Here is a 24065-nt window from a genome sequence, read left to right as displayed (position 1 = left end):
GATCGGCTTCAGGCCTTCGCGCGCCTCAGATTCTCGACCGCCGCCAGAGAATCGGGATTTGAGACCTGCCGCCGGTATTGTGAGGGGGCCATGCCGTAGCGCGCCCGGAACGCACGGTTGAAGCTGGCCTTGGAGGCGAACCCCATCTCGAAGGCCAGATCGAGCAGGTCGGCCTCGGCGCGGCTCCGCAAGGCCTCGGCGACGCCCTCGGCGCGCAGGTCATTGATGAAGGCGGAAAAGTTGACACCGAGACCGAGGTTGATGGCGCGCGACAGACGCCCGCTGTTGGTCCCCAGTCGCCGCGAAAGACGCGGCAGGGTCAGGTCCGGCTCGCGCCACCAGCCCTCCCCGCTGGTCTGGGCCGCGAACGCGATGGCGATAGCGGCCCAGTCGACCGGACGGGCCGCCTCGGGCGCCGCCGGGGGGTCTTCGGGCGCCGTCAGCGGAGCGGGCAGGCCGGCGTGACGCCATCCGGCGGCGCCCAGATAAAGGCCCAGCGCGCCCAGCAGGACGTAGAGCCCCGTCTCCTGAAAATAGTCGATGCCGCCGGTCAGGGTCGCCCAAAGCCAGAAGACGGCCTCGACCGCCAGGCCGAAAACGATCGCGGCCTGAACGCGCGAGAGCCAGTGCGCCGAGAACCGGTCGTCATCGCTGCGTTGGTTCGCCAGCCGTGTCCGGTAGCGGCGAAGGACGTTTCCGATCGCCCAGGCATAGCCGGCCAGGCTGACGATCGTCAGGATCTTGAACAGCGGCGCGACGAATGCCGCGTGCCCGCCGGTGTACCAGTCCCATTTGGCGTCGAGCGGAAGCAGGAAACAGACCGTGAAATAGGCGAGCTGCGCCAGGGGAGGCGCGAGGTGCCACGCGAAATGGGCCGGCAGGCGATCCTCTTCCAAGGCGCAGGCATAGCCATACAACAGCGGACCCAGGGTCAGGGGGATGGCGAAAGGGGCGAACGTCAGACCGCGCCAGTTGTCATAGGCGCCGGCGAATCCGATGGCGTAGGGCACGAGAAGACCCGCGATCGCCACGAGCGCGGCGCCGAGCAGCCGGTTGGCGGTGCGGTTCGTGTCCGTGGTCGCGAGCGCCGCCGCGAAGGCGAGGATCTGAAGGACCAGAAGGCCCAGTATGGCCGTTCGCCATCCCAGATAGAGGTGCGTCTCGCCCATGCCGCGAGGCTAGGTCTTTAAGGCGGTCACGGGAAGGCGCCGCCCTACTGCATCGCCGTCGGCGTTTCTCCATCCCCCGGTTCGGCGGCGTCGATCTGCATCAGGGCGGTCAGGGTCAGGCAGCGGTCGTCCAGGGTCGGTGATTCCAGCAGGGCCTGTTTCTCGGCGGCCTCGAAGGGCAGGGCCATGGACAGGCTGTTGATCAGGGCTTCCTGGGGCGCGGCCTCGGCCGTGTCCCAGTCGATCTCCAGCTGGCGGCGCTCCAGATAGGCCTTGAGGGCGGTCAGGAAGAGGTCGCGGTCGAAGGGTTCGCCGGACGGGACGGTCAGGTCGCTTTCGAACGGGCCGAAGGCGGCGCGGACCTGCCGATAGGGGGTCTGGCTGGGCATTTCCGTCGTCACCCGGAAGCGGCAGACGCCGGTCAGGGTGATCAGATAGCGGCCGTCCGAGGTCTCGGCGAAGCTGGTGATCCGCCCGGCGCAGCCCACGGCGGTCAGGCCGGGCAGGCTGGCGGGCCCGCCGGAGGGCTGGATCAGGCCGATGATCCGGTCGCCCGCCATGGCGTCGTCGATCATGTTCAGATAGCGCGGCTCGAAGATATTGAGCGGCAGCTGCCCGCGCGGCAGCAGGATGACCCCGGCCAGGGGGAACACCGGAATGACCTGGGGCAGGTCGGCGGCCTTCACATAGCCCTGGGGCATCCGGGTGCTTTCGGTTTACGCGAACAGGATGGAGGACAGGCGGCGGCGGCCGTCGCGGGCGATCTCGCTGGTCGCTCCGGCGGCCTCGAACACGGTCAGCAGCTGCTTGCGGGCGGCCTGTTCGTTCCACTCGCGGTCGGCGGCGACGATGGCCAGAAGACTGTCGACCGACCCCTTCAGGTCGCCTGACGCCGCCTGGGCCAGGGCCAGGTCGAAGCGGGCCTGATGATCGGCCGGGTCGGCGGCGACGGCGGCCTTGAGCGCGTCGGTCTCGCCCGCCGGGGCGCTGGAGGCCAGGGCCAGCTGGGCCCGCACCCCGACGACGGCCGGTTCGGTCGAGCCGGCCGGGGCCATGGCGATGGTCTGGGCCGCCTGTTCGGCGTCACCACCGGCCAGATAGACGCGCGCCATGCCGGCGATGGCCTTCTGGTTCTCGGGTTCGAGCGTCAGGACGTGGGCGAAGGCCTGGGCCGCGCCGCCGAAGTCCGCCAGCTCCAGCGATTCCTCGCCCAGCGACAACAGCTGTTCGACGTCTGAGTTGATCCCGGCGCCGCCGGTCAGCTTTTCGATGAAGGCCTTGATCTGGCTTTCAGGCACCGCGCCCTGGAAGCCGTCGACGGGCTGGCCGTTGACGAAGGCGTAGACGGTCGGGATCGACTGGACGCGCAGCTGGCCCGCATAGGCCGGGTTCTTGTCGACATCGATCTTGACCAGTTTCACGGCGCCGCCGGCGGCGCGCACCGCCTTTTCCAGCGCCGGGGTCAGCTGGCGGCACGGGCCGCACCAGGTCGCCCAGAAGTCGACGATCACCGGCCGCGACCGCGACGCCTCGATGACGTCGGTCATGAAGCCGGCGTCGGAGCCCTCGACGATCACATCGCCGTGATCATTGTTCTCTGAAGTCGATTTCGGGTCGGCGAAGGTCATCAAAAGCCTGCTGTTTCTGGAATTCGGATCAACGCGGGGAGCCGTCAAATGGTCCCGGGAGGCGACAAACTCAAGGTTTTCTCCCCGGGCGAGGTGTCACTCTCCTGCAACGCGAAAAATATCCGTGGTTTTCCTCTCATTGGGTGCAAGCCAAACCGCTCTGCTTCATGCTTCATTAAGGTCTGGGTGACTGGGGAGACATCAATCGTGAAATCAGTTCTGATCCTGGCGCTGGGCGCCACCACTCTCGCGGCGGCCGGTTCGGCCTTCGCGGGTGACAAGGAAGCCGCCGGTTATGCCACGGCTTCGCTCAACACGTCCACGATCATCGAGGGCGAACGTTGGGGCGGCGGCGCGATGACCGCCGTCAATCCTAACTGCGAATGCTCGGTCCCGACCGTCAGCGTTCCCTTCTACACCGTGCGTCCGCCCGCACCGCCGGTTCGCGTTCGCGCTCCGGGCATGCGGATCTCGTCGGCTCCGGTCTTCGCGCCGTCGCCGGCCATCTACATCCAGGGCCCGCCGATCTACGTCGACGCCCCGCCGGTTCAGGTCGCTCCGGCCCAGGTCTACCTGGAAGCGCCCGACGTCCACGTCCGTCCGTCGGAAGTGTCCGTGGCTCCGCCGGAAATCCACTTCACGCCCGCTGGCCCGGATCATCCGGACGAGCATTGCTGCGACGTCGCTTCGCCGCCGTCGGCTTCGAACAACCTGCCGCCGCCCGCCATGGGCCCGGTGGACGGTGGCCCGGCCACCTATCCGGCCGCTCCGGCCCCGACCTCGGGCGGCTATGCCGCTCCGGCCGGCGGCTACCCCGCTCCTGCCGTCGGCAGCAGCTCGGGCTACTCGCAAGAGCCCGGCGAGCGCGGCTGATAAGACCTCGACCTTCGGGTCAGGTTACGAAAACTGGAGCGGTCCGTCGAAAGGCGGGCCGCTCTTTTCGTTTGGGGCCAGGCGGCACGCTTCGCGCCACGGCAGCCAATGCCGAATGCGTCCTCAAGCGGGGGCGACTTTCTGTAGGCGAGCCTCTGGTGTCACGCCCGGCGGGGCTTCCCGCCTCAGATCAGCGCGATGCTTTCCGCGATCGCCAGCGCGGCCGCGCGCGGGTCGGCGGCGGCGCTGATCGGGCGACCGACCACCAGATGGGTGGCGCCGTCCCTCAGGGCCCGGTCAGGCGTGGCGGCGCGGGCCTGATCGTCCATCGACGCCCCGACGGGACGCACCCCCGGGGTGACGATCAGGAAGTCGGGCCGGCCGGCGGCGACGGCGATCTCGCGCACCCGTGCGGCCTCGTGCGGACTGGCCACGACGCCGTCGATGCCGCTGTCCAGCGCCTGACGCACCCGGTGCTCGACCAGCAGGGCCGGCGACAGGCTGTGGTCGTCGGCGATCAGATCCTCGGCGTCCAGACTGGTCAGGACGGTGACGCCCAGCACCTTCAGATCCGACCCGGCGACCCCGCGCGCGGCGGCGGCCATCACCTGGGGCCGGGCATGGACGGTCAGAAGGTCGCAACCGGCGCCGGCCAGTGCGGCGGCGGCCTTCTCCACGGTCGCCCCGATGTCGTGCAGCTTCCAGTCCAGGAAGACCTTGCGGCCCTCGGCCTTGAGCTCACGCGCCAGCCCCATCCCGTCCGAGGCGAACAGCTGCAGCCCGACCTTGTAGAAGCCGACCGCATCCTCGATCCGCTCGACCAGGGCCCGGGCCTCGGCCGCCGTCGGCGTGTCCAGGGCGCAGATCAGGCGGGGGTCGGGCGCGCGGTTGGGATTCATCTGCGTCATCGGGGCCGTTTCCGGGACGTTCGGGTCAAGCAGGGTCATCGACGGACTCGCGTTTCGCGGCTAGACCGGACGCAGAGGTGCGTCGGGCGGGGCCGGCGGCGGATTTGGGCTGAGAAACAGGCATGGACGCGCTTGATCTGGGGGTCAACCTGTTCGTGGCCCTGTTCGCCCTGGTCGATCCCATCGGCAACATCCCGATTTTCGCGGCGGCGACCGCCGGGGCCAACACGCGTCAGCGCCTCTCGGTCTCGGCCCTGATCTGCGTCTTCATCGCCCTCTTCCTCGCCTTCTTCTTCTTCACGGGTCTGGGCCTGCTGCAGTTCTTCGGCATTTCGCTGGCGGCCTTCCGTATCGCGGGCGGCATCCTTCTGCTGCTGCTGGGTCTGGACATGACCCGCGAAGACTTCCTGACCATGTTCGCCGACAAGGACGCCCTGGCCGACGCCAAGGACGTGCGCGGCTATGCACGGCGGCGCTTCCAGCGACTGATCGTGCCCTTCGCCATGCCCCTGCTGATCGGCCCGGGCGCGATCTCGACCATCATCATCCAGGCGGGGGAGGCCCAGAAGCTCGGGCCGACGGGAACGGTCGCCGGTCTCGTGGCCATCGGCGCCGCCGCACTGGCCACCTTCGTGACCTTCGCCCTGACCGGGCCGCTGAGCCGGATTCTGGGTGAGATCGGGATGGCGATCATCGTCCGGGTGCTGGGTCTGATCCTCTGCGCCCTGGCCATCCAGTTCATCCTGGCGGGTCTTGGAGAGGCCATTCCGGGGATGTTCGCGGGGTCGGTGACCTCTCCCTATCCCAGCGGCCACTGACAGCCGCGCGGACACAGGTCCGGGCAAAAACGCCGATTTCGTCCGCTACCGGACCGTATAACCAAGGTGGGGCTGGATTGTGCGCCGCACACAGGACTAGCGTGAGCACAACACGCAACAAGGTTCCTGGTTCCCGAAATGCTCGGCGAGGTCGTTACTTTTCTTCACCGCAACGCACGGTTCGTCATACTGGCGATTCCGACGGCGATGATTGTCGCGGGCGCCGCCCTGATCGAGAATCTGCACCGGGTTCACTGACGCCGTCCTCTGACGGCTCTGTCCTTTGACAGTCTGGTCGCGGCCTCGGCCTAGATCCGCTTCAGCCGCCTCGCGTGGCCGCCGATGATCTTCAGCGCCAGACCGTCGGGCAGGATCTTCGGGATCGCCGCCAGAAGATTATTCCGCCAGCCCGGAACCACTCGCGGCCGATTGGCCTCCACCGCCGCATAGCCGACCCGGGCCACATGGTCCGCCGTCTGCCACATCCAGGCCGGATAGGCCGAGGACACCTCCTCGCGGCTGCCGTTGACGTCGTGGAACTCGGTCAGGGTATAGCCTGGGCACAGGGCGGTGACGTGGACTCCTGTCCCCTCCAGTTCCAGATGCAGCCCGGCCGAGGCCTTGATCAGGAAACTCTTGATCGGCCCGTACAGGGTGTCGCCGCCGGTCGCCGGCATCAGTCCCGCCAGTGACGCCACGTTCAGCACCCGGCCGAAGCCGCGCTCGACCATGCCCGGGATCAGCAGCCGGCTGAGCGCGATCGGCGCGGTCAGCATGACGTCGATCATGGCCGCGTGGTCATCCGGGTCGGTGGCCAGGAAGCCCGTCGTGCGGCTGAACCCCGCATTGTTGATCAGGGCGTCGACCGTCAGGCCGCGCTGCTCAAGCGTCTTCGCCAGCCGGTGGGGCGCATCCGGGTCGGCCAGGTCGGCGGTCAGGACAACGGCGGTCGCGCCGTAGTCGACGGTCAGTTCGCGGGCCAGATCTTCCAGCGGCGTGGCCCGGCGCGCGACCAGGATCAGGTCCCAGCCCTTCTCCGCATAGACCCGGGCCAGGGCCGCGCCGATGCCGGCCGAGGCGCCGGTAATCAGGGCGGTGCGTCTCACCGGGAACTCGGGCCGCGCCAATCCTAGGCGGCCACGGGGCAGGAGGCGTGGGGCGCGAAGGCCGCCAGCGACTCAGGCGCCTCGGCCAGCAGATCGGCGATGGTGATCCGGCTCAGAGCGTCGTGGGCGGCGCTGTCGGCGGCGGTCAGGGCGCGGGCGACCTGACGCGGAATGTGCTCGCTGACCGGGCAGCCCTTGGCCCCTTGCGGCGTGGAGCCCAGATGGGCGCAGCCGTTGACGGCGCGCAACACCTGATCCAGCCGGATCTCCTCGGGCCGGCGCAGCAGCCAGCTGCCGCCCGACGCGCCCGGACGGGTCGCGATCAATCCAGCCTTGGCCAGCAGGGCGGTCACACGCCGGATCACCACCGGATTGGTCGGGATGGAGGCGGCCAGAATGGCGCTCGGCATGGCGCGCGCCGCATCATACGCGTCCTTGTGGGCCAGATAGGCCAGGGCGTGGGCGGCGACGGGAAAGCGTTGGCTGTCTGACATCTGTGCTCGGTTCCAAGCCTGTAAGGTAAGCGTTTCGGGGCGGATTCACAAATCGGCGGGCGGATCGGGAGAACACGGTGCAACTGAAACCGGCGCCGCACGATTGAACCGGGCGCGGAATGAGCCTACAGGCGCTCCGCTTTGATGGGCGCGCCGATTGCGCAGCCCGGAGGATATTCATGGCTGGGGATGCTCCCCGAGGCGACGGCGCTCCCCCCGCTCCGCCCACCTCGAACACTGAAATGACCGGCGCCGCCGGCGTCACCGGCGCGACCGCCGCCCATCAGTCCGCGCCCGCCGCCCACGGGCATGGCCACGCCGGCTTCTGGGGCCTGACCATCGGCGCCATCGGGGTCGTCTTCGGCGACATCGGCACCAGCCCGCTCTACGCCCTGCGCGAGGCCATCGCCCATGCCCAGTCGGGCGTCGGCGGCGACCTGGCCATCGTCGGCGTGGTGTCTCTGGCCTTCTGGGCCCTGATGATCGTGGTGACGTTCAAATACGTCATCTTCCTGATGCGCGCCGACAACAAGGGCGAGGGCGGAACCCTGGCCCTGATGGCCCTGGCCCAGCACGCCGTCGGACGGCGCAGCGCCTGGATCTTCATTCTCGGCGTCTGCGGCGCGGCCCTGTTCTACGGCGACGGCATCATTACGCCCGCCATCTCCGTCCTTTCTGCGATCGAGGGCGTCAAGGACGCGCCGGGCGTGGGGACCTCGCTCGATCCCTTCATCGTTCCGATCGCCGCCGCCATCCTCGTCGGCCTGTTCCTCGTGCAGTCGCGCGGCACCGCCGGTCTGGCCAAATTCTACGGCCCGATCACCGCCATCTGGTTCCTCAGCCTCGGCGTCATCGGCCTGATCCACATCTTCGACGATCCCAGCATCCTGCGCGCCCTGTCGCCCCACTACGGCGTCATGTTGCTGCTGGACGACGGCTTCCTCGGCTTCATCATCCTGGGCTCGGTCTTCCTCGCCGTGACCGGGGCCGAGGCCCTCTATGCCGACATGGGTCACTTCGGTAAGGCGCCGATCCGCGCCGGCTGGCTCTGCTTCGTCCTGCCCTGCCTGACGCTCAACTATCTGGGTCAGGGCGCGATGATCCTGTCGCACCCGGGCGCCGCCGATAATCCCTTCTGGGCCATGGTGCCCGAGCTGGCCTACTGGCCGATGCTGGGCCTGGCCACCGTCGCCACCGTCATCGCCTCCCAGGCCGTGATCACCGGCGCCTTCTCGGTGACCCAGCAGGCCGTCCAGCTGGGCCTGCTGCCGCGCATCGACATCCGCTTCACTTCCGAGACCCAGGCCGGCCAGATCTTCGTGCCCGCCGTGAACACCTTCCTGATGGTCGGGGTCCTGACCCTTCTGGTCGTGTTCCAGAGCTCGCATAACCTGACCGCCGCCTATGGCGTGGCGGTCACCGGGGTCATGCTGATCAACACCCTGATGAGCTTCCCGGTCATCACCCGGAAGTGGGGCTGGACCGTCTGGGCGACGCTGGCCTGCCTGATCCCGTTCGGCTTCATCGACACCGTCTTCCTGACCTCGAACCTGCTCAAGATCCCCGACGGCGCCTGGCTGCCGCTGGTGCTGGGCGCGGTCCTGATCCTGATCATGTGGACCTGGACGCGCGGGTCGCAGATCCTGACCGCCAAGGCCAAGAAGGACAGCCTGCCGCTGACCGACCTGATCGAGATGCTGCGCGCCCGCCCGCCGCACCGCGCCCCGGGCACGGCCATCTTCCTGACCTCGGACCCCGACGTCGCCCCCGTCGCCCTGATGCACAATCTCAAGCACAACAAGGTGCTGCACGAGAAGAACGTGATCCTGACGGTGCGCACCACCGACCGCCCCCGCGTGCCGGACACCGAGCGGGTGCTGATGGAGCCCATCAACGAGGACTTCAAGAAGATCACCCTCAGCTACGGTTTCATGGAAAGCCCGGTCGTCCCGCGCGCTCTCGGCCTGTGCCGCAAGCAGGGGCTGAAGTTCGACATCATGTCGACCAGCTTCTTCCTCGGCCGCCGCTCGGTCATTCCTTCGGCCAGCCAGGGCATGCCCCTGTGGCAGGACAAGCTGTACATCTTCCTGATGCGTAACGCCGCCAACCCGACCGACTTCTTCCACATCCCGCCCGGACGCGTGGTTGAGCTCGGTACGCAGGTCTCGGTGTGAGCGGCGGGACGCCGAAAGGCAAAGACTCCGGCGCGCGCGGCCGCCGCATGGCCGACAAGGCGCGCGGTGCGCGCCGTGAGCCGAAACCGCAGGTCCAGAACCCCAACGACGATTCCGTCGACATCGGTGTCGAGGCCCGGGTCGCCGCCGGCGTCCTGCTCAACGCCGCCCTGGTGCGGCGCGGCGGGCTGGACGAGGCCCTGGCCCTGCCCGCCGTCACAGCCCTGCCCGGGCCCGATCGCGCCTTCGCCCGCGCCGTGGCCATGGCGGCGCTACGCCGTCTGGGCGAGATCGACCAGATCCTCGACCGCAAGCTCCAGAAGCGTCCGCCCGAGGCGGTCCGCACCCTGATGCGCATTTCGCTGGCCCAGACGCTCGTTCTGGAGACCCCGGCCTTCGCGGCGGTCTCAACGGCGGTCAAGCTGGCCGAGCGCGACCCCAAGACCCGGCCCTACAAGAACCTCGTCAACGCCGTCCTGCGCGGCATCGACCGCGAAGGCCCCGGCCTGACCACGGCGGAATCCAACCTGCCGGAATGGATCGCGGCGCGCTGGAAACAGACCTATGGCGATCAGGCCCTGATCGGCCTGGCGCTGGCCGCCCGCGAGGAGCCGCCGACCGACCTCAGCCTCAAGCCCGGTCAGGACGCCGCCGCCCTGGCCGAAGCCGTGGAGGGTGAAGTTCTGCCCGGCGGTTCGGTCCGCACCGGCAAGCGCGGCGACGTCGCCGCCTGGCCCGGCTTCGAGGACGGAAACTGGTGGGTCCAGGACGCCGCCGCCGCCGTCCCCGTCCGCCTGCTGGCCCCCAGGGCCGGCGAGACCGCGCTCGACATGTGCGCCGCCCCCGGCGGCAAGACGCTGCAGATCGCCGCGGCCGGCGCGACCGTTCAGGCCCTCGACCGCTCCGACGCCCGCCTGAACCGCCTGCGCCAGAATCTGGCCCGCACCGGGCTCGAGGCCGCCATCGCCGTCATGCCGGCCGAGGACTGGCTGGACAGCCGCACCTTCGACGCCGTCCTGCTGGATGCGCCCTGCACCGCCACCGGCACCTTCCGCCGCAATCCGGAAGTCCTGCGCGCCACCAAGCCGGCGGATGTGGGCAAGCTGGCCGACGTCCAGCACCGGCTGCTCGACGCCGCCGCCGAACGCGTCGCTCCCGGCGGCCGGATGGTCTACTGCGTCTGCTCGCTGGAGCGGGAGGAGGGCGAGACCCAGATCATCGCCTTCCTGCGCCGCAACCCGGCCTTCCGCACGGTGAAGGCCGACCCGGCCGCCGTCGGCGCCCCCGCCGAGGCCCTGACCCCCGAAGGCTGGCTGCGCATCCTGCCCTCCATGTGGGCCGAAAACGGCGGCCTCGACGGCTTCTTCGCCGCGCGGCTGGAGCGGGTTCAGGGCTAGATCAGAGTCGGGGGAGCCTTGCCCCCCGGCGCGACCCGCCTTATCCCGTGCGCATGACCGCGCCCCTGATCTGTCCGTCGATCCTCGCCAGCGATTTCGCCAGGCTGGGGTCTGAAGTCGCCGCCATCGAGGCCGCGGGCGCCGACTGGGTCCACGTCGACGTCATGGACGGCCATTTCGTGCCCAACATCACCATCGGTCCGGACGTGGTGAAGGCCCTGCGGCCGCATACGAAACTGCCCTTCGACGTCCACCTGATGGTCGCGCCGGTCGATCCCTGGCTCGAGGCCTATCGCAACGCCGGCGCCGACATCCTGACCGTCCATCCCGAGAGCGGGCCGCACCTGCACCGGACGCTGGGCCGCATCCGCCAGCTGGGCGCCAAGGCGGGCGTCGTGCTCAATCCCGGCACCTCGCTGAGCGTGCTCGAGGACGTCATCGACCTCGTCGATCTGGTGCTCATCATGTCGGTCAACCCGGGCTTCGGCGGCCAGTCCTTCATCGACAGCTCCCTGCGCAAGATCGAGCGCGCCCGGGCCCTCCTCGACGCCGCCGGATCAAAGGCCCATCTGCAGGTCGACGGCGGGGTCACCGCCGCCAACGCCGGCGCCTGTGTCTCCGCCGGGGCCGACGCCCTCGTCGCCGGCACGGCGGTGTTCAAGGGAGGCCCCGAGGCCTACGCCGCCAATATCGCGGCGCTGAAGGCCGCCCCGGTCAAGGCATGAATCCGTTGGGCCCCTTCGCGCCCCGGCCGACCGAGGCCGACGGCCTCGCTCCCGGCGTCATCCCGGGGCTGAAGGGCGCGCCCGTGCGCACCCCGGTCCGTTCCGGCGGCCCCCACACCGGCCCGACCCTCTGGCCCGCCATCCTCGGCCGTCTGCTGACGCGCCAGATGTGGATCGAGCTCTACGGCCTGCCCGGTTACGGCCTGAGCCTCGCCGGCCTCCTGTCCGGCGGCAAGGCCACGGCCCTGGCCGCCACCCCGCGCGACTTCCGCCCCGCCGATGCGGCGCTCGGCAAGGCTATCCTCGACGGCCGTTTCACCCTCGCCGGGGTCAGCCTCGACGCCGCCGCGCCCGAGGATCCCTGGGACCGGCCCAGCCCCTCGCGCGGCTTCGCGGTCGATCTGCACGCCTTTGCCTGGTTGCCGCCCCTGATGCTTCAGGGCGACCGGGGCGCGCGCGAGGCCCTGCGCCTGACGCTGGCCTGGGCCGATCACTTCACCCGCTGGTCCCCCTTCGCCTGGGACCCGGCCGTCCTCGCCCGCCGCGTCTTCAACCTCGCCTGCGCCGCCCGTCGTATGGGCGGGGTGGCCACCGAGGCCGAGCGCTTGAGGCTGTGCGACATCCTCGCCCGTCAGGGGCGCCAGCTGCTGCGTCCGCCCGGCGGTCTGGCGGGCAAGGCCGAGCGGATGATCGCCGCCGCCCTGGCCGGCTGCGTCCTCGCCGGCCCGCCCGGGGTCTCGATCCGCAAGGCGGCGCTGCACCGCCTGCCCGGCGCCCTGCGCGTCACCGTCCAGGGCGACGGCGGCCACGCCTCGCGCAATCCCGAGGCCGGCCTTTTCCTGCTGCTCGACCTCCTGACGCTGGACGACGCCCTGTCCCAGCTGTCCGAGACCCTGCCCGAGGCCGCCGCTGGCGCCATCCAGCGCCTGACCTCGGCCCTGCGCCTCCAGACCCTGCCCGACGGCCGCCTGACCAGCTTCCAGGGTGGCGGCCCGTCGAAGGCCGACCTCGTCGCCGCCGCCCGCGCCCATGACGACTGGTCCCAGACCCCCGCCGCCCAGGCCCCGCTCGGCGGCCTCGTCGGCGGCCTGCGCCGCATCCACGGCTCCCTGCTGACCGTCGTCGCCGACACCGGCGCCCTGTCCCACGGCGCCTGGGGCGAGACCGCCTGCGCCCAGCCGCTGGCGCTCGAAATCTGCTGCGGCAAGGACCGGCTGATCACCGGCTGCGGCTGGACGCCCCGCGCCGGCGACCGTCAGGGTCTGCGCCTGACCCCGGCCCACACCACCCTGACGCTCGGCGAACAGTCGCTGGGCGACCCGCTCGGCGGCTGGAAGGGCGACCTGCTGGGCCCGCGCATGATCGGCCGCCCGATCCACGTCACCAATGAGCACCGCGAGGCCGACGGCGCCGTCTGGCTGGAGCTGGAGCATGACGGCTGGGCCGTGCCCTTCGGCCTGCTGCACCAGCGCCGCCTCTATCTCGACCAGCGTCTGGACGAGGTCCGCGCCGAGGAACGCCTTCACCCGGCCCCGGGGCATGAGGAGGACGTGCGCGCCATCGCCGCCCCCTACGCCGTCCGCTTCCATCTGGAGCCCGGGGTTCAGGCCTCCCTTGCCCGCGACCGCCGCTCCATCCTGCTGCGCGGCCATTCCGGACGCGGCTGGTGGTTCCGCACCGACGGCCCCGACGTCGCCATCGAGCCCAGCGTCCACATCGACGACGGCCTGACCCGGCGCAGCCTCCAGATCGTCGTCCGCGGCTCGGCCCGCACCGACGCCGAAACCAAGATCCGCTGGAAGCTCAGCCCCGCCGGCGCCGCGGGCGATCCGGTCTAGGCGAGCCGTCCGGTCACCACACGCCGCGCGGGGCCAGACCGTTGCGGTAGAGGTCCTCGTCGCGGATCGCCAGCAGCTGACGGGTGGACCGGAACCCGGCCTCGTCCTGCGCCGCCTTCAGGCTTTGCAGGCATCCGGGTCGGATGCGCGGATATCCGTCTTCATCGACCATGATGTGGCGGGGCACGCCGCGCGCGGTCAGGCTCCGGTCCAGCCCGCTGACGATCCGCAGCCAGTCGCCCACCGCTGTCGCGGACCGGGCGCGGACGCCCTGGCCCAGATCGACGGCGCCCTGATCCCCGAAGCTCACCCAATAGTCGACCGTCGGGATGTGCTTCTCACCTCGGCCGCGACGCAGCCAGCCGCAGCCGGCCTCGATACCGGACGCCTGGTTGAACGGCAGGGTGACGGGCGGACCACCATCCTCGCCGGAGGTCACGATCCGGTCGGCATAGACGAAGGTATAGACCTGGGGCGTCAGCGGGATGGCGGGCAGCCAGGCGACCAGCAGGGCGGCCAGGGGCCAACGCGGCAAGGGCGCCTTTCCGCCCCAGGCGATCAGCCCCAGGATCAGGGCCAGCAGCAGGCCGCCGCCCAGCATCAGATCGGCATAGGGGCCGGGCGCGACCCACCACAGCAGCACCCCCGGATCGCGCGGCCTCCACCAGTGCTGCACGGCCTTGTCCAGCAGCCAGTAGGGGAGGACCGCCACAATGGCCGCAAGGAAGCCGACGATCAGGAACCGGTCCCTCGACGGCGCGCGCGAATAGGTCTGGACGAAATGACGCCGGTAATGCGCCCTCCACTCCCGCGCTTTGCGGGCCTTCTCGCTGACCGGGGCGGAACGGGGCGTCTTCATGGCCGTCACGATGGTCGGGTGGGGTTTAAGAGCGATTGAACGGCCGGTTTTCCCGATCACCGGGTGACGCCCCGGTTCATGAGTGTTAAGGGCGCGCGCATCGCTCCCCCCGATTCCGAGAACGGACGAATCCCATGCCCGCAGCTCCCGATTTCCCGCCCGCTCCTGACCGGGTGAAGCCCGTCCGCGCCCTGATCTCGCTGTCCGACAAGGCGGGTCTGGAAGAGGCGGCGCGCGCGATGCATGCGGTGGGCGTCGAGCTGGTCTCCACCGGCGGCACCCGGGCGGCGATCGCGGGCTTCGGCCTGCCGGTCAAGGACGTCGCCGACCTGACGGGCTTCCCCGAGATGATGGACGGCCGGGTCAAGACCCTGCACCCCGTGGTCCACGGCGGCCTGCTGGGCGTGCGCGACGCGGCCGAGCACAAGGCGGCCATGGATGAGCACGATATCGGCCCGATCGATATCGTCTGGATCGACCTCTACCCGTTTGAATCGACCGTCGCCTCGGGCGCCGGCTTCGACGCCGTGATCGAGAACATCGACATCGGCGGCCCGGCCATGATCCGTTCGGGCTCCAAGAACCACGGCTATGTCGCCGTCGCCGTCGACGCCGAATCCATCGCGATGATCGTCGAGGCCCTGAAGGCCGACGGCTCGACCGACCTCGCCCTGCGCAAGCGCCTCGCCGCCCGCGCCTTCGCCCGCACCGCCGCCTATGACGCCGCCGTCTCGGGCTGGTTCGCCGGCCAGCTGGACGACGCCGCCCCGGCCCGCAAGTCGATCGCCGGATCGCTGGCCCAGACCCTGCGCTACGGCGAGAACCCGCACCAGACGGGCGCCTTCTACCGCACCGGAGAAGCCCGCCCCGGCGTCGCCCACGCCACCCAGATCCAGGGCAAGGAGCTGGGCTACAACAACATCGCCGACGCCGACGCCGCCTATGAGCTGGTCGCCGAGTTCGAACAGCCCGCCGTGGTCATCGTCAAACACGCCAACCCCTGCGGCGTCGCCGTCGGCAAGGACCTGTCGGAAGCCTATGCCCGCGCCCTGGAATGCGACGCCGTCTCGGCCTTCGGCGGCGTCATCGCCGTCAACCGCCCGCTGAACGGCGCCGACGCCCGCGCCATCACCGACATCTTCACCGAGGTCGTCATCGCCCCCGGCGCGGACGAGGAGGCCAAGGAAATCTTCGCGGCCAAGAAGAACCTGCGCCTGCTGATCACCGACGGCCTGCCCGACCCGCATGGCCCGGGCGAGGTCTTCCGCTCCGTCGCCGGCGGCTTCCTGGTCCAGTCGCGCGATCGCAGCCTGATCAAGCCCTCGGACCTGAAGATCGTGACGAAGCGCCAGCCGACCCCGACCGAGATCCAGGACATGCTGTTCGCCTTCACCGTGGCCAAGCACGTCAAGTCCAACGCCATCGTCTACGCCAGGGACGGCCAGACGGCGGGCATCGGCGCCGGTCAGATGAACCGCCGCGACTCGGCCCGCATCGCCGCCATCCGGGCGCGCGAGGCCGGTGAAGCCAAGGGGCTGGCCCATTCTCTGGCGGAAGGGTCCGCCTGTGCGTCCGAAGCCTTCTTCCCCTTCGCCGACGGCCTTCTGGAAGCGGTCGCGGCCGGCGCCACGGCGGTCATCCAGCCCGGCGGCTCCATGCGCGACGCCGAGGTCATCGCCGCGGCCGACGAAAAGGGCATCGCCATGGCCTTCACCGGCGTGCGGGTCTTCCGGCATTAAGCGCTAGGGCGCTACCGCTCGCCGCGCGGCGGCTCGCTGCTTGAGCGCGAGCCGCACTCGCCTTCAACGAAGCGGGCGACGAAGATGTCCGCCCGCACACAGCAAAACGGCGGCCCGATCGGGCCGCCGTTTTTCGTTCTGACAGGAAGTCCGGAGCCTAGCCCTGCGCCGGCCTCAGACCCGCGACCTGGGCCTGCATGGCTTCCGGCTTGCGCTCGCCGCCTTGGGCGATGATGCGGTCGATGCGGGCCTTTTCGGCGCGGAAGGCGGTCAGGTCGGCGCCGGCGAGGACGGTGCCCTCGGAGGTGCGGACCGAGGCCGGGTTGATCCGCTGGCCGCCGCGCCAGATCTCATAGTGCAGGTGCGGGCCGGTCGAGGCGCCGGTCGTGCCCACATAGGCGACGATCTGGCCCTGGGAGACACGCTGGCCGGCGCGGATGCCCGAGCCATAGCGCGACAGGTGGCCATAGCCGGTCTCCAGACCGTTCGAATGGCGGATGCGCAGCCAGTTGCCGTAGCCGCCCCAGCGGCGGGCCTCGACGACCACGCCGTCGGCGGGCGCCACGACCGGGGTGCCGGTCACGGCCGCATAGTCCATGCCCTGGTGCATCTTGCGGAAGCCCGACAGCGGGTGGACCCGCACGCCGAAGCCCGAGGAGATGCGGCGGAAGGTGGCGAGCGGGGCGCGCATGGCGCTGGTCCGCAGGTTCTTGCCGCCGGCGTCGAAATAGGCCGCCTCGCGGGCGCCGGCCGGCTTGAAGCGGTAGAAGGCCTGGCCCTTGATCTCGGCGTACATCAGGTCGCCGGTGTCGACGGTGCGGCCCTGTTCGGTGACCGCCCGGTCGAAGACCAGGGTGAACTCGTCGGCGCCGCGCACGTCATTGCGCATGTCGATCTTGCCCGAGAAGACCTGGGTGGCGCGGCGGATGATCGCGGCGGTGGCCCCGAAGGCGCCGGCCGAGGAGGCCAGCGAGGAGTTCACCTTGCCGTGGGCGACGACGATCTCGCGCGTCACCTTCTCGTCCAGGGCCCGCAGGCGCAGGGCGCCGTCGAAGCTGCGCGAAACGGTCAGCTGGCTGGCCGGACCGGTGCGCATGGTCAGGCCGATCAGACGGGCCTCGCCCATGCCGCCGCGCGGCTTGGAGATGGCGGTCTCGAACTTCAGGCCGGCGCGCAGGTCGGCCAGGTCGAAGGCGTTGGAAATGGTTTCGGCGACGGCGTGGGCGTCGGCCTCGGCGATGCCGGTGCGGCGCACGGCCTGTTCGAAGGTCTCGCCCTTGCGGATCTGGACGTTGACGGCCTCGGGGGCGGTCAGGCCTTCCGGCGCATTGGCCGAGGCGAAGGCGCGCGCCTCGAGGTTGGCGACCTGTTGCGAGGTCAGTTCGGGAACTTCCGCCGCCTGGGCGGGTTGGTACACTCGACCGGCCAGCATGGCCACCGTCAGCGCAGCGGCGGCGGTCAGCAGGTGCGGCGCGAAACGTGTCGGTTGGCGGCGTGGATCGAACTGAGCCATCGGTCCCCAGGAAATGACGACGCCACACGGCGCCACGCAACGAGGTATGCAAGGATCGCGCCCGGTGTTCCCCCGGCTGCCGCGAGACAAGGCGTATAGCCTGACGATGTCACAATGGGAAGCAGTCCGTTACATTCGGTTAACGCAATGGCAGAGCCGCTGTATTCCCGGCGTGGCGGGCGTTTTCGCCGAACAGGCGATGAGACTATAACCAAAGACATTCAGCTGAGCCGTTTCGCGCAACTGACAGTAGTTCAGTTAGACTGAAGGTGTTTTCAAGGTCACAGCCCGTGGCCTCAAGGCAACTCAAACGTCTGCGAACGGTTCGCGGAAACGACACAAAAAATTTTACGTTCAGAGGGGATTGCGGTCCGGGAATGCCCCTTCCGCTCCTGTGACCCGGCTCGGGACTGTGCGAGACTGGATCATGCCCCGCCTTGCCCGCCTCCTGTGGTCCGTCGGTCTGGCCTGCGCGATCGCGGGGGGCGCGACCCTTGGCCTCGCGGCCCTGTGGCGCGCGATCGGCGGCGGCGCCCTGACGATCCACGGCTGGATCGCCATGGGCCTGGGCATCCTCGGCACGGTGGGGCTCAGCTGGGTCCTGATGAGCCTGGCCTTCCGCTCGGACCGCGAGGGCTGGGACGACCGCGTCGACAACAGTCTCGATCCCGGCCGGGAGGAGAACCGGTCGAAGGACGACGACGACCTGATCTACTAGGACGCGATCAGGCCGCGATCCGGGCTCTCAGGCCCAGCGCGGGCGCCAGCAGTCCCTCGGCCAGGGCGCGCACGACCGGCACGGCCACCGCGTCGCCCATCAGTTTCAGCGCCGCGCTTTCGCTTCCCGGCAGGCGCCAGGTTTCAGCCAGCCCCATCAGTCGGGCGCATTCCCGTCCGGTCAGGCGCCGCGCCCGCACGACGCCGGCGTCGCAAACCAGCACATACTGCCGCGACGACCCGCCCGAGGGGGTGCGCAGACAGCCGGCCAGTCCGTCCAGCCTCAGCTCCAGCCTCTGGACCTTGATCCCGTTCTCGGTCCGCACCCGGCGGAAGGCCGCCGCCACCCGCCGCTCGCCCGAGGCCATCGCCGCCTCCAGCCGCGCCCGGTGCAGGGGCGCCGTCAGGGCCAGCAACCGGTCGGTCTGGGCCGCGTCGAACCAGTCGACTGTCGCGTCGGGCTCCAGCACGGCGGCGAGGTGCAGGTTGCGGCGCGGCGGCGCGGGCAGGGCCCACCAGGCCCAGTTGGTCTTCACCGCCTCGGGTAGCCGGTCATGGGCGGCGATCAGGCGCGGCGAGTGGAAGGTCCCGGGCCCGACCGTTTCCGGAGCCTCCGCCTTCAGCCCGACGATGAACAGCCGCGGCCGCGACTGGGGCAGCCACAGTCCCGCATCCATCTCCAGCGCCCCGACCCGGTAGCCGCCTTCGGTCAGGGCGGCGCAGACGGCGGCGAAGTCCCGCCCCCCGGCCGAGGTCAGCAGGCCGACCACATTCTCGATCACGACGGCCCGGGGCGCCCGGCCCTCGGCCTCAAGGCCCTGCATCAGCCGCCAGAAACCCCAGAAGGCCCCCGACCGCCGCGCCTCGAGCCCGCCGCGCGCTCCGGCCAGGCTGACGTCCTGACAGGGCGACGAGGCCCAGGCCAGATCCGGCGTCCCCGGCAGGTCGGCGGACGTCAGATCCCAGATATCCCCCTCATGCAGGGGCGTGTCCGGGTGGTTGGCGCGAAAGGCGCGGGCCTTGGCCGCGTCGATGTCATTGGCGAACAGGGTGCGGAAGCCGGCCCCGGCCAGGCCGATCCCCGCCAGCCCGCCGCCGGCGAAGAACTCGAGCACGCCGCCGGGCGCGCGTCCTGCCGCCGAATTGTCCCCGCGAATCGCCATGCCGCGATCCTAGGCGCCCCCGCGATCCTTGGCGACGGGCTTGGGCGACGGGCTTGACCCCGGCCGACGCTCTGGGGACCATAGCGGCGTCTTGGAAGGACCCCCGATGCGCCCCATCCTGTTCGCCGCCCCGCTCACCCTTCTGGCCGCCGCCTGTTCCCAGGGGACGACGGAGCAGGCGCCGCCTCCGGCCGACGCCCCGGCGCCGACGACGCTCGGCGGGGTGGACCTGTCCCAGCCGTTGCGGGCGCTGGGGACCGAGCCCTTCTGGAGCGTCGAGATCACGAAGGACGCCATGGTCTACACCGGCGTCGATCGGGACGAGCAGCGCGCGGGCAATCCCCAGCCCGTCGTCCAGGGCACCACGGCGGTCTACACCGCCGCCACCGATGACGGCACGGCCATGGTCGTGACCCTGATCGCCACCGAATGTTCGGACGGGATGAGCGACCGCCTCTATCCCCTGACCGCCAAGGTCGAGCTGGGCGAGGTCAGCCTGACCGGCTGCGCCGCCTCCCAGGCCTTCCTCAACAGCCAGCCGGCCCCCTGATCGGTCTGGTCTAGCCGTCGCCCAGCAGGGCGCCGACGCCCGGCACGGTCCGGACCGCCTCGCCCATCCAGTCGCGGCCGGTGGCTTGCGTCACCGCGTTCCGGGCGGCGGGCAGCAGCCGCTTCAGCTCCTCCTTGCCGACCCCGATCCGCTTCAGCCGGTCCAGCAGACCCATGGCGTCGCCGATGGCCGCGCCCGAGACCCCGCCCGCGCTCTTCATCAGCCCGCCCATCAGCCCGCCGCCGCGCGGCTTCGCCTCGGGCGACCGGGCCAGGGCCTCGGCGCCGGGCACGGCGGCGTAGAAGGCGTCGCGCGCCTCGGTCCCCGCATGCTTCTCCAGCAGACCCAGGGCCCCGGTCAGGGCGGCCCGCGTCTGATCGGCGTCCAGACCGGCCTTCGCCGCGGCCTGCGACATCACGTCTTCGATCGGTATCGTACGGTTCATGGCGCCCTTAACGGTTCTCAAAGCCCGATGATCCTAGGGTATGGGCATGACCCAGACGCAGAACGCCGCTCAGGACACCGCCCCCGCCGCCCATCTGGTGCCCCACCTGGTGCAGGCCAACGGGGCCCCGACCGATCTTCGCTCGCTCACGACCCTGCGCTTCATGGCCGCCATGTGGGTCGCCGTCTACGCCCTGTGGGACAATCTGGCCGTCGGCTTCAAGCCTGCCGTGATCGCCAAGGGCTATCTGGGCGTCGAGCTCTTCTTCGTCCTGTCGGGCTTCATCCTCTGCCACGTCTATCTGGCGTCCGCAGGCGAGAAGCGCTTCAACTACCGTGAATTCCTCTGGGCCCGGATCGCCCGGGTCTATCCGCTGCACATCGCCACCCTTCTGGCCGTCATGGCGCTCGGCTTCGCCGCCCTCTTCGCCGGGATGAGCATCGACGGCAGCGTGATGAGCTGGGCGTCTCTGCCCGCCAATCTCTTCATGGTCCACGCCTGGGGCCTGGCGCCCGAGGCGGGCTGGAACCACCGCTCCTGGTCGATCTCGGCCGAATGGTTCGCCTATCTCAGCTTCCCGGTCTTCGCCTTCGTGGCCTGGAGCTTGCGCCGCCGCCCGGTTCTGGCCATCGCCGGGGCCCTGGCCCTGCTGGGCGCTCTCTATTTCGTCTTCCCGCGTCTGGCGGGCTTCCCCCTGACCGAGGCGACCATCGCCTGGGGCGCCCTGCGTATCGTCCCCTGCTTCGCCTATGGCTGCGCCCTCTACCTGGCCTTCCGCCGCGCGCCCCTGGCCATGCCCGGTCTGATCGCCGCCACCGCCGCCGCCCTGATGATCGCCGCCGCCGCGCTTCAGCTGTGGGACGGGATCATCGTCGCCCTCGCCGGCGCCCTGATCCTGGGTCTGGCCAGCCTGCCCAACGCTCGCGCCGGCTGGCTGTCGTCGCGCCTGGGCGTCTACCTCGGGGAGATCAGCTATTCGGTCTATATGGTCGTGGTGCCCTGGCAGCTGCTGGCCGTGAACCTTGCGGCCAGGCTGACCAACGCCCCGGACAAGCATCTTCACGTTTTCGTGTGGTTGGCGATCGTTCTCGCCCTGCCGCTGGTCGCCGCGGCCTCCTACCATCTCGTGGAATTCCCCGCCCGGCGGGCCTTGAAGGGGTTGGCCGCGCGTCGCCGCACTGCGGCAAAGCTATCCCGCAACGCACAATCGCTCGCCTGAAAGTCAGGGTTTCCCCTGACAGGCTAATCGTCTAGGCAAGGTCCGGGCGTAACAATCGGACACATAGACGGCATGAAGAAACGGCTCGCCGCCGCTGTGGTTGCAGCGTCCCTTGGGTTCTTCGCGGTCGGCGCCACGCCTTCCGCGGCCCGTGCTGACGATCCCTACTGGCAGTGCGTGACGTTCGCCCGGATGTTCTCGGGCATTCAGCTGTTCGGCGACGCCTGGACCTGGTGGTCGCAGGCCGTGGATCATTTCCGCACCGGCCGCGCCCCCGAAACCGGCTCGGTCCTCGTGTTCCGCCCCGAGGGCCGGATGACCAAGGGTCACGTCGCCGTCGTCTCCGACATCCTGACCGACCGCGTTATCCGCGTGACCCACGCCAACTGGGGCGGCAGCCGCGGCAAGGTCGAGGAAAACGTAACCGTCGTCGACGTTTCGAGCCAGAACGACTGGTCCCAGGTCAAGGTGTGGTACAGCCCTCTGCATGACCTCGGCACGACCGTCTATCCGACCTACGGATTCATCTACAACGGCGCGCGCGACGCCTTCAACAACGCGCGCCAGATGGCCTCGGCCGGCGCTTCCGGCGGCCAGAACTAGGTCTTCTGCGGGAGGCGCGGCGTGATCCGCGTCCTGCGCGCCGGCTCCGGAACCTGCGAGATCGTCCAGGGCTCCCTGCTCGACTGGACCCTGCCCCGTGACGCCCTCTGGATCGACATGATCGCCCCGACCCCGGACGAGGACAGGGCGGTCGAGAAGGCGCTCAACCTGTCGGTCCCCACCCGTGACGAGATGGCCGAGCTGGAGGCCTCCAGCCGCCTCTACCGCGAGAACGGCGCCACCTACGTCACCTCCGACATCATCCATAACGGCGACGCCGAAACCCCGACGATCGATCCGGTCACCTTCGTCCTGACCAAGGGGCCGCTGGTCACCATCCGCTATTTCGACCCCCGGCCCTTCACCATGCTGGTCGAACGGATGGAGCGGGAGCCGAACCTGTGCTCGACCGGGGCCGACCTGTTCCTGAACCTGATGGAGGCCATCATCGACCGCGCTTCCGACATTCTGTCGGTCAACGCCAACAAGGTCGACCGGGTCGCCACCGCCGTCTTCGCCGAAGGCAAGCAGGTCGGGTTCGAACACCTGCTTACCAAGCTGGGCCGGGCCCACATCGCCAATGCCCGCATCGAACAGTCCCTGGCCGGCCTGGCGCGGATCTTCGTCTATGTCGCCTCGGACGAGCGTATCGACCATGTGCCCGACTCGCGCGAACACCTGCGCTCGCTCAGCGGCGACGCCGCCAGCCTGATCGCCCACAACCAGGCGGTCGCGGCGGGGATCAATTTCCAGCTCTCGGCGGCGCTCGGGATGATCAACATCCAGCAGTCGTCGATCTTCAAGGTCTTCTCGGTCTTCACCGTGGCCTTCCTGCCCCCGACCCTGATCGGCGCCATCTACGGCATGAATTTCGAGCATATGCCCGAACTGCACGAGACCTGGGGCTATCCGGCGGCCCTCCTGGCCATGATCGCCGCCGCCGCCCTGCCGCTGATCTGGTTCAAGCGGAAGGGCTGGCTCTAGGCCTGCTCGGCCGGTTCAGCGTTCCGGCCGGATCGTGAACTGGAAGGCCACCAGGCCTTCGGAGACGTCGCGGTCGATGCCGGTGCCGCTGTGGATCCCGTCGGCCTTCAGCTCGCGATAGACGACGCCGAGCGAGGTCTGCATGTCGCCGCGGCGCATGGCCACCCCGATGGAGGCGTCGCCGAGGAAGGAGGCGCTGCGTTCCTGGCTCATGCCCGAGCGCAGATAGTCGCCGTCGCGGTTGCGGGCGAAGTTGTACCCCACGGCCCGGCCCGAGCCGGCCGCATAGACGTACCAGCGCGACCGCTGGCCGAAAGCGCTTGTGCCGCGCGGCACCAGACGTTCGATGTCCGAACCGATCTTGAGCGTCGCGCCGGCCTCGGCCGAGCCGCCCTCGTCACCGACGCCGATCCCGGCGTGGGGCGTCAGGCTGACTTCCAGACCCGAGGCCGTATAGCCCCGCGCCACGGGCCAGCCGCGCGTATAGGTGACGTCATAGCCGTCCACGGCGAAGTCGCTGTCATCATGCAGGGTGGCGGGCAGGGGCGAGCCGTCGGCGCGGCGCAGCGTCCCGTGCGTGGTCACCCGCAGCCGGTCCGTATAGCCCTCGCCCTCGCGCCACAGATCCGAACGGCTGGTCGCCGCGAAGGGCGAGGCCCGCTCAGAGGCCGGGGCGTAGCGGTTGGTGGGATAGTCGCTCTGGAAATCGATCGCGGGGCCGAAGCCGGCCGCCGGGGCGTTGGGCGCCGCATAGGACTGCTGGTTCAGCCGCGCCGTCTGCGACGGGGTTCCGGCGCGTCCGACCGGGGCGCCGCTGACCGGGGCCGTAGCCGCGACCAGAGTGGCGGGAGCGGCCGGATTGGCGGAGAGGGGAAGGGCGGCCGGGGCGTGCTGTTGCTGCTGAAGCGCCTGGATTTCCTGCGCCCGGGCCCATTCAGGCGTCAGAGTCGACTGCGCGAAGGCGGTGGTCGCGGAGACCCCGAGCAACGCCACGCCGACAAAAACACACCCGATACGCTTCAACGGTCCCCTCGCAGTCCGTTAACGTCCACTCACCCTGACTCGAATCCGGGCGGACGCCAAACGACTTTTTCGCGACACAATCCTGACACCCGACCAACGCGGGTGTGGAGAGGTCGGTTC

General features: G+C 69.9%; 23 protein-coding genes. 12 read left to right on the top strand and 11 right to left on the bottom strand.

Going from position 1 to position 24065, the window contains the following annotated elements; genetic code table 11:
* Nucleotides 1-8: 8 nt before the first annotated feature.
* From ACW172_RS06475 to trxA, 3 genes are read right to left on the bottom strand one after another with little or no spacing between them, the layout of a single operon-like run.
* Nucleotides 9-1169, bottom strand: coding sequence for a helix-turn-helix domain-containing protein (locus tag ACW172_RS06475; protein WP_492034358.1), 1161 nt, complete (start codon nt 1167-1169; stop codon nt 9-11).
* A gap of 44 nt (nt 1170-1213) precedes the next feature.
* Nucleotides 1214-1870 carry an LON peptidase substrate-binding domain-containing protein gene (locus ACW172_RS06470; RefSeq protein ID WP_492034357.1) on the bottom strand — a complete coding sequence of 219 codons (657 nt, stop codon included), beginning with the start codon at nt 1868-1870 and terminating at the stop codon, nt 1214-1216.
* Between the two features lie 15 nt (nt 1871-1885).
* On the bottom strand, nt 1886-2797 hold the full coding sequence (trxA, locus tag ACW172_RS06465) for a thioredoxin (RefSeq protein ID WP_492034356.1): 912 nt from the start codon (nt 2795-2797) through the stop codon (nt 1886-1888).
* Nucleotides 2798-3004: 207 nt separating this feature from the next.
* Between trxA and ACW172_RS06460 the strand changes: the two genes are divergently transcribed.
* Complete coding sequence (locus tag ACW172_RS06460) at nt 3005-3670, top strand: hypothetical protein (protein ID WP_492034355.1); 666 nt, start codon at nt 3005-3007, stop codon at nt 3668-3670.
* Nucleotides 3671-3855: 185 nt separating this feature from the next.
* On the opposite strand, the gene pyrF is transcribed toward ACW172_RS06460, so the two are convergent.
* Nucleotides 3856-4578 carry an orotidine-5'-phosphate decarboxylase gene (gene pyrF / locus ACW172_RS06455; RefSeq protein ID WP_492034948.1) on the bottom strand — a complete coding sequence of 241 codons (723 nt, stop codon included), beginning with the start codon at nt 4576-4578 and terminating at the stop codon, nt 3856-3858.
* Nucleotides 4579-4700: 122 nt separating this feature from the next.
* Here pyrF and ACW172_RS06450 point away from each other — a divergent pair, with 122 nt between their 5' ends.
* A complete protein-coding gene (locus ACW172_RS06450; RefSeq protein ID WP_492034354.1) occupies nt 4701-5396 on the top strand; it encodes a MarC family protein in 696 nt (231 codons plus the stop codon).
* A gap of 308 nt (nt 5397-5704) precedes the next feature.
* Here the strand turns inward: ACW172_RS06450 and ACW172_RS06445 are convergent, their stop codons facing one another.
* Both ACW172_RS06445 and ACW172_RS06440 read right to left on the bottom strand, forming a co-directional pair.
* A complete protein-coding gene (locus ACW172_RS06445; RefSeq protein WP_492034353.1) occupies nt 5705-6502 on the bottom strand; it encodes an SDR family NAD(P)-dependent oxidoreductase in 798 nt (265 codons plus the stop codon).
* A gap of 23 nt (nt 6503-6525) precedes the next feature.
* Nucleotides 6526-6996, bottom strand: a complete 471-nt coding sequence (locus ACW172_RS06440) for an Rrf2 family transcriptional regulator (protein WP_492034352.1) — start codon at nt 6994-6996, stop codon at nt 6526-6528.
* A gap of 179 nt (nt 6997-7175) precedes the next feature.
* Here ACW172_RS06440 and ACW172_RS06435 point away from each other — a divergent pair, with 179 nt between their 5' ends.
* From ACW172_RS06435 to ACW172_RS06420, 4 genes are read left to right on the top strand one after another with little or no spacing between them, the layout of a single operon-like run.
* A complete protein-coding gene (locus ACW172_RS06435) occupies nt 7176-9170 on the top strand; it encodes a potassium transporter Kup (RefSeq protein WP_492034351.1) in 1995 nt (664 codons plus the stop codon).
* Between the two features lie 47 nt (nt 9171-9217).
* Nucleotides 9218-10567 (top strand): RsmB/NOP family class I SAM-dependent RNA methyltransferase, encoded by a 1350-nt coding sequence (locus ACW172_RS06430; RefSeq protein ID WP_492034350.1) that lies wholly within the window; start codon nt 9218-9220, stop codon nt 10565-10567.
* A 53-nt stretch (nt 10568-10620) separates the two neighbouring features.
* A complete protein-coding gene (gene rpe / locus ACW172_RS06425; RefSeq protein WP_492034349.1) occupies nt 10621-11292 on the top strand; it encodes a ribulose-phosphate 3-epimerase in 672 nt (223 codons plus the stop codon).
* Nucleotides 11289-13130, top strand: coding sequence for a heparinase II/III family protein (locus ACW172_RS06420; RefSeq protein WP_492034348.1), 1842 nt, complete (start codon nt 11289-11291; stop codon nt 13128-13130). The genes rpe and ACW172_RS06420 overlap by 4 nt, the downstream gene beginning before the upstream one ends.
* A gap of 13 nt (nt 13131-13143) precedes the next feature.
* On the opposite strand, the gene ACW172_RS06415 is transcribed toward ACW172_RS06420, so the two are convergent.
* Nucleotides 13144-13989 carry a hypothetical protein gene (locus tag ACW172_RS06415; RefSeq protein ID WP_492034347.1) on the bottom strand — a complete coding sequence of 282 codons (846 nt, stop codon included), beginning with the start codon at nt 13987-13989 and terminating at the stop codon, nt 13144-13146.
* A gap of 134 nt (nt 13990-14123) precedes the next feature.
* Between ACW172_RS06415 and purH the strand changes: the two genes are divergently transcribed.
* A complete protein-coding gene (purH, locus tag ACW172_RS06410) occupies nt 14124-15728 on the top strand; it encodes a bifunctional phosphoribosylaminoimidazolecarboxamide formyltransferase/IMP cyclohydrolase (RefSeq protein WP_492034346.1) in 1605 nt (534 codons plus the stop codon).
* Between the two features lie 157 nt (nt 15729-15885).
* On the opposite strand, the gene ACW172_RS06405 is transcribed toward purH, so the two are convergent.
* Nucleotides 15886-17241 (bottom strand): peptidoglycan DD-metalloendopeptidase family protein, encoded by a 1356-nt coding sequence (locus tag ACW172_RS06405; protein WP_492034345.1) that lies wholly within the window; start codon nt 17239-17241, stop codon nt 15886-15888.
* A 427-nt stretch (nt 17242-17668) separates the two neighbouring features.
* Between ACW172_RS06405 and ACW172_RS06400 the strand changes: the two genes are divergently transcribed.
* Nucleotides 17669-17959: a hypothetical protein gene (locus ACW172_RS06400; RefSeq protein ID WP_492034344.1), complete on the top strand. Its 291-nt coding sequence runs from the start codon at nt 17669-17671 to the stop codon at nt 17957-17959.
* Between the two features lie 7 nt (nt 17960-17966).
* Here ACW172_RS06400 and ACW172_RS06395 read toward each other — a convergent pair whose 3' ends face one another.
* Complete coding sequence (locus tag ACW172_RS06395) at nt 17967-19121, bottom strand: DNA cytosine methyltransferase (RefSeq protein ID WP_492034343.1); 1155 nt, start codon at nt 19119-19121, stop codon at nt 17967-17969.
* Nucleotides 19122-19227: 106 nt separating this feature from the next.
* Here ACW172_RS06395 and ACW172_RS06390 point away from each other — a divergent pair, with 106 nt between their 5' ends.
* On the top strand, nt 19228-19671 hold the full coding sequence (locus ACW172_RS06390) for a COG3650 family protein (RefSeq protein ID WP_492034342.1): 444 nt from the start codon (nt 19228-19230) through the stop codon (nt 19669-19671).
* Nucleotides 19672-19681: 10 nt separating this feature from the next.
* Here the strand turns inward: ACW172_RS06390 and ACW172_RS06385 are convergent, their stop codons facing one another.
* A complete protein-coding gene (locus ACW172_RS06385) occupies nt 19682-20116 on the bottom strand; it encodes a hypothetical protein (protein ID WP_492034341.1) in 435 nt (144 codons plus the stop codon).
* A gap of 163 nt (nt 20117-20279) precedes the next feature.
* On the opposite strand from ACW172_RS06385, the gene ACW172_RS06380 reads away from it, so the two are divergent.
* From ACW172_RS06380 to ACW172_RS06370, 3 genes are all read left to right on the top strand, one after another.
* Nucleotides 20280-21335 carry an acyltransferase family protein gene (locus ACW172_RS06380; RefSeq protein WP_492034947.1) on the top strand — a complete coding sequence of 352 codons (1056 nt, stop codon included), beginning with the start codon at nt 20280-20282 and terminating at the stop codon, nt 21333-21335.
* A 72-nt stretch (nt 21336-21407) separates the two neighbouring features.
* A complete protein-coding gene (locus ACW172_RS06375) occupies nt 21408-21938 on the top strand; it encodes a CHAP domain-containing protein (protein ID WP_492034340.1) in 531 nt (176 codons plus the stop codon).
* Nucleotides 21939-21959: 21 nt separating this feature from the next.
* Nucleotides 21960-22922 carry a magnesium transporter CorA family protein gene (locus ACW172_RS06370; RefSeq protein ID WP_492034339.1) on the top strand — a complete coding sequence of 321 codons (963 nt, stop codon included), beginning with the start codon at nt 21960-21962 and terminating at the stop codon, nt 22920-22922.
* A gap of 15 nt (nt 22923-22937) precedes the next feature.
* On the opposite strand, the gene ACW172_RS06365 is transcribed toward ACW172_RS06370, so the two are convergent.
* Nucleotides 22938-23945 (bottom strand): lipid A-modifier LpxR family protein, encoded by a 1008-nt coding sequence (locus tag ACW172_RS06365; RefSeq protein WP_492034338.1) that lies wholly within the window; start codon nt 23943-23945, stop codon nt 22938-22940.
* Between the last annotated feature and the right edge of the window lie 120 nt (nt 23946-24065).

The organism is Brevundimonas sp. ALps5 (assembly GCF_058681645.1).
This window is presented reverse-complemented; position numbering and strand designations above follow the sequence as displayed.